Raw genomic sequence first — 5291 nt, forward strand, 5'->3', positions numbered from 1 at the left:
TTCATCCCGACAATGTTCTTGTGTTAACTCCAGTTCTATCGTGGTATGTGCTAAATCAAACTGCTCCAATGCGTTAGCAATACGCAGCTTAATATCGGCATAATGGTTTGCAGTAAATGCCTTGCTGGCATTGGTTACCACATGTGCGGTGAGTACATGATGTTCACCATCAAGCGACCAGAGATGCAGGTGATGAATGCTGTCTAACTCATCAATCTCCAGCAAGGTATCCTGGATTTCATTTTGCAATTTGCTGTCTGGCGCGGCTTGCAGAAATAAACGCGCAGTTGTGCTGAGGTTTCGTAAAACATTAACCAAAATAAATAAGGTGAAACCAATAGAAAGCAAAGGGTCAAGGATAGGCCAATCCACAAATTGCAACACAATAGCCACAACCAAAACTGCAACCCACCCAAGAACGTCTTCAAGCAAATGCCAATTCAGCACTTTTTCATTCAGTGTATTTCCTTTACTCAAGCGGTAAGCGGCAAAGCCATTGACTGCAACACCCAGCACAGCTAAAGCCAGCATTCCCTCTGTCACTGGCATTACCGGGTTAGCCAGCCGCGGTATTGCCTCAGTCAGTACCCAAACCGATCCGGCAATCAATACCAAGCCGTTAATTAAGGCGCCAAACAATGACAATCTGCGGTAGCCGTAAGTAAATTGTCGGTTTGCAGACTTTCGGCCAAGCCGGTTCAACAGCCATGCACTGCCAATAGATAAGCTATCACCCAGGTCATGCACTGCATCTGCCATAATTGCTGTGCTGTTGGTTAACCAACCGCCGATAAACTCAATTATGGTGAAACCCACATTAAGAAAAAAAGCCATAGCGATCCGGTTGTCGCTGTCGTCTTTGATATGTGAATGGTTGTGCTGGTGCATTAAGACTCACCTATTTATTGCTGATAACAACTTAGTTGGTTTGACTAACGGCTTCATTCAGTTGTTTTAAAATACCACAGTGCTCTACCGTGCGCTTCGAGTTGCAGCTAAGACGTAAAGCCTTTAGTTGTTTATTAAGCTGCGTTAAATCCGCTATGCGACGTTCTACCTGCTCGATATGCTGTTCAATCATCTGATTGACATCATCACACTGCGACATAGGCGAGTGATGCAGTGTCAGTAACTGACGAATTTCTGCCAAACTCAGATCTAAACTCCGGCAGTGTTTAATGAATAACAACCGCTCGATATCAGCGTGATCGTAGAGGCGGAAATTACCATCGCTACGTAATTTCGCAGCAAGAAGCTGTTCCTTTTCATAGTGACGGATGGTTTGCACAGAACAGCCAGAGATTTTTGCCAGCTCTCCAATCTTGATCATCTCGATACTGCCTATTGACTCTATAGTAACTACAGAGTTTAAACTAGGTTTCATATCAACCCAAGGTTTATCGGTTATGAATGCAAAATGCTGTTCCAATGATAAGTGTAGCGAAACGGGCAACAGTGAAAATAGCGCCGTTGATGCACCTGATAAGCATGCAAAATATGCCTACCTTAGTGAATTTAGGGTGCCTAAAATGGACTGCCCTGCCGAAGAGCGTTTGATCCGTATGGCGCTGGAAACAGTTGAGCCCGGTGTTCTGTTACAGTTTGATATCCGACAAAGGCAGGTTCGCGTTTTTCACACGGTGAATGCCAATGAAATTACAACAAAAATGCACAGCTTAGGGCTGGGCGCATCGCTGACAAAGACCGGGCCGGTGAAACCCGAAGAGGTAACGCAGGCCAGACAATCCACAGCATCAGGTTCGCTGCGTGAGGAGTTAATTTTAAAATGGTTGCTGGGCATTAACGCGGTGATGTTTGCAGTAGAGTTTGTGACCGGTTGGCTGGCTCAATCAACCGGGTTAATAGCCGACTCTTTGGATATGTTTGCCGATGCAGCGGTATACGGGGTTGCGCTATACGCAGTCGGGCGTAGTAGCAAGGTTCAATTAAACGCCGCACAGCTTGCCGGCTGGCTGCAATTAATTTTAGCTTTTGGGGTGATCAGTGAGGTGATACGGCGCTACCTGTTTGGTAACGAGCCAGTGTCGACGTTGATGTTAATTATGGGCGCTATTGCTTTGGTTGCTAATGTGATCTGTCTTTCGTTAATTCATCAACAAAAAGAAAGCGGCGCGCATATGAAAGCCAGTTGGATTTTCTCTGCAAATGACGTTATCGCAAATGCTGGGGTGATTTTGGCCGGATTATTAGTCACCTGGACCGGGTCACGCTATCCGGATCTGGTAATAGGGTTCATCATTGGATTAGTTGTACTCAATGGTGCGCGCAGGATTTTACAGCTAAAAGCGTAGCTTGTTGTTAAGTCGCAATAGCGCTACCATAGCGCTAACTTACTGAGGGATTTATGTTAGGTCGTACATCAGGCTTATTATTACTGTTGCTGATTATGCTGAATCATGCCGTGATGGCCTGTGATGCGTTAGTTATGCATTTGCCCGATCATGCCCATACCTACACTGACCTGCAACATGAACACTGCCACTCAGATACCCTTTTCGACGTAAGCAGTGAGCAAGTCACTGCACATAACGTTGAACATAACTCTGAGCATGATACCGACGAACACAGTAATCATGCTCATGTGACCTGCTATATCGCTTTTTTTCAGGGCATGGAACTGCTTAACTTCCGTGACAGTGTTATAGCCGCTACCCAACCAGGGTTAAACCTCATTAGCTATCGCCCACCGGTGCCGCCGCCAAATATCTGATCCTGCTTGTTTATCCTTTTTATTAACGATTAACTTTCAGGAGCATACCCATGCGTATGAGACTAATGCTGCCAGCAATACTGGCGGCGGTATTTTGCGCGCTTCCGCTACGTGCAGAGCCGCAAGCACTGACATTACAACAGGCAATAGATAAAACACTGCAACACAACCCGCAGCTGCATCAGTTTAAATTTACCCAACAGCGACTGCTGGCAGAGCGTGATGTGCAAAGCCTTAAACCCGGTTATCAACTCGGTGTAGAGCTTGAGAACGTTGCGGGCACCGGAGAGGCCAGAGGGCTGGCCGGTGCTGAGCTGACAGTCGCCTTATCTTCCGTGATAGAGCTGGATAACAAAGCTCAGTGGCGCGCTGCGGTAGTAGACGCCAGGCTCAATACTCTTGATTGGCAGCAACAAGCGCAAACCCTCGATGTGCTGGCCGAACTTACCCGCAACTACATTAATCTGCTAGCCAGCCAGCAGGAATTGACACTGACAGAAGAGGCAGTAGAGCTCTCAGAAGCCCTGCTGCAAAGCGCTGAAAAACGTGCCGCCAGCGGTGCCTTGTCAGATGCTGAAATCATGAGGGCAAAGGCGCAACTGGCTCAGGTTCAGATCGGGCGGGACGCCCTGTTGCAGCGCATTGAGCGGCAAAAGATAGCCATAGCACGTTTTTGGGGTGATACCAGCGCCAACTTTAACGTTGTGGCAGGTAATTTGTTTGCTTTTGGTCAAAGCCGCCCTTTTGCCGAGCTGTATCAGCGGCTGCAACAATCGCCGGCGTTAACCATTTTTGCCTCTGAACGTCGGTTAAAAGACGCTGAAGTGCGACTGGCGCAAAGCCAAAACCGCGCAGATCTGAGTTGGCAAGTAGGGGTAAGACGCTATCAGGCCAGTGACGATACAGGCCTTACCTTTGGTATCTCAGTGCCATTATTTGCTGAACGTCGCAATAGTGCAGCCATCGAAGCTGCGCTGGCAGAGCGAAACAATGTCGAGTATCGGCAGCAGGATAGCTTACTGATCCTGCATGAACGCTTGTTTGATGCCTACTCGCAACGACAGCAATTTATTACCAGTCACCAACAGTTGGCGCAGTACGTGATCCCCAACCTGGAACAAGCGCTGGATCTTACGCGTGATGCATACCAGCGCGGGCGCTCAAATTATCAGGATTGGCTTAATGCCCAGCAAGAATTGTTGCAGGCAAAAAGACAAATACTGGAAACCGCCACTGCGGTGCTATTGAGCCAGGCGACGATTGAACAGCTTACCGCCGAGCCGGTAACGCAGTAACTGACAAGATTATTGCCCCGGTGCCGCACTTCATTAACTGTGCGACGTGGCAAACAGAATATACAGGAAGATAGCATTATGAAGTCACATGTAACACTGGCAATGTTTATTGCAGCCTGGCTGATGCCGATGCAAGTAATGGCCGCCAATGAGCAAGAACATGCGCATGTCCATGCCAAAGAGCAAGCGGTAAAACCGCAATCTGACGCTAAGAAAAATGAAGAGCACGAAAAACACGGCGAGAACGAAGAACATGAAGAACACAATGAGCATGAAGGGCACGACGAAAACGACGAGCATGAACACAATGAAACCCTGAGCAGCCGCATTAGTGATGATATGGCTACGGCGGTAAATATTGTCACAGACCGTGCTGACAGCCAGCGATTACGCCAACATCAGGTTGTTTATGGCAAGCTTAGCGCTGATCCAAACCGCATCAGCCATGTTAATGCCCGTTTTCCCGGTATTCTTACCTCGGTGAAATTCTCGCTGGGTGACAGCGTAAAAGCAGGCGATGTACTGGCCGTTGTTGAGTCAAATGAGAGCTTAAATACCTATGCCATTAAAGCACCAATTGACGGCGTTATTATTCAGCGCAGCGCCAATGTTGGTGAGGTCGCACAGCAGCAGACGCTATTCAGCATTGCTGATTTTGGCAGCCTGTGGGCAGATTTTCGCCTGTACCCGTCACAACAAGTTGCTGTCGCGACAGGACAAAACGTGGTCATTCTGGCCGCTGACACTGAGATTAACGGCGTAATTGCACATATCATCCCGTCATTAACCCAGCCCTATCAACTGGCCAGAGTTAAGCTGGATAACCGTGACGGTAAACTGTCGTCCGGGCAATTAATCGAGGGTGCTGTAATAAGCGGTGAATTCAACGTTGAGCTTGCCGTTAAAAAATCGGCCATTCAAATACTGGACAATCAAAGCGGTGTCTTCGTGAAAAACAATACCGAATATGTCTTTACCCCATTGCAGCTTGGCCGTAGCGACATGGATTATGTCGAAGTGATTGCCGGTTTAAAGCCCGGCCAGTGGTATGTCACGACAAATAGCTATCTGTTAAAAGCGGATATTGAGAAATCTGAAGCCGAGCACGCGCATTAAGGGGGCACTATGATTGAATCCATGTTGCGCCTGGCTATTGCGAGGCGGTATCTATTTTTAACGCTGACACTGTTGATTATTGCCATTGGTAGCTGGAGCTACCAACAGTTACCGATTGATGCAGTGCCGGATATTACTAACGTTCAGGT

Annotated in this window: 7 protein-coding genes; 5 read left to right on the forward strand and 2 right to left on the reverse strand. The window is 47.8% G+C overall.

The window, feature by feature from the left end; translation table 11 throughout:
* Positions 1-888: cation diffusion facilitator family transporter (locus tag H141_RS0119230; RefSeq protein ID WP_019677900.1), on the reverse strand; the 888-nt coding region annotated here is incomplete at its 3' end.
* 31 nt (positions 889-919) lie between these two features.
* The gene (gene cadR, locus H141_RS0119235) at positions 920-1330 is read right to left on the reverse strand and encodes a Cd(II)/Pb(II)-responsive transcriptional regulator (RefSeq protein ID WP_440582354.1); all 411 of its coding nucleotides are present in this window, start codon (positions 1328-1330) and stop codon (positions 920-922) included.
* Between the two features lie 76 nt (positions 1331-1406).
* Between cadR and H141_RS0119240 the strand changes: the two genes are divergently transcribed.
* From H141_RS0119240 to H141_RS22120, 5 genes are all read left to right on the forward strand, one after another.
* Positions 1407-2312: a cation efflux transmembrane domain-containing protein gene (locus H141_RS0119240; protein ID WP_019677902.1), complete on the forward strand. Its 906-nt coding sequence runs from the start codon at positions 1407-1409 to the stop codon at positions 2310-2312.
* Between the two features lie 53 nt (positions 2313-2365).
* A complete protein-coding gene (locus H141_RS0119245; protein ID WP_019677903.1) occupies positions 2366-2731 on the forward strand; it encodes a hypothetical protein in 366 nt (121 codons plus the stop codon).
* 50 nt (positions 2732-2781) lie between these two features.
* Positions 2782-4026: a TolC family protein gene (locus tag H141_RS0119250; RefSeq protein ID WP_026349569.1), complete on the forward strand. Its 1245-nt coding sequence runs from the start codon at positions 2782-2784 to the stop codon at positions 4024-4026.
* A 78-nt stretch (positions 4027-4104) separates the two neighbouring features.
* Entirely contained in the window at positions 4105-5142 is a 1038-nt protein-coding gene (locus H141_RS0119255; protein WP_019677905.1) for an efflux RND transporter periplasmic adaptor subunit, read from the forward strand.
* 21 nt (positions 5143-5163) lie between these two features.
* Positions 5164-5291 (forward strand): efflux RND transporter permease subunit (locus tag H141_RS22120; protein ID WP_420834580.1); only part of this gene is annotated, 128 nt, incomplete at its 3' end.

Origin of the sequence: Arsukibacterium perlucidum DSM 18276, from assembly GCF_000382165.1 — a bacterium.
In the GTDB taxonomy this organism is placed as follows: Bacteria; Pseudomonadota; Gammaproteobacteria; order Enterobacterales; family Alteromonadaceae; genus Alishewanella; species Alishewanella perlucidum.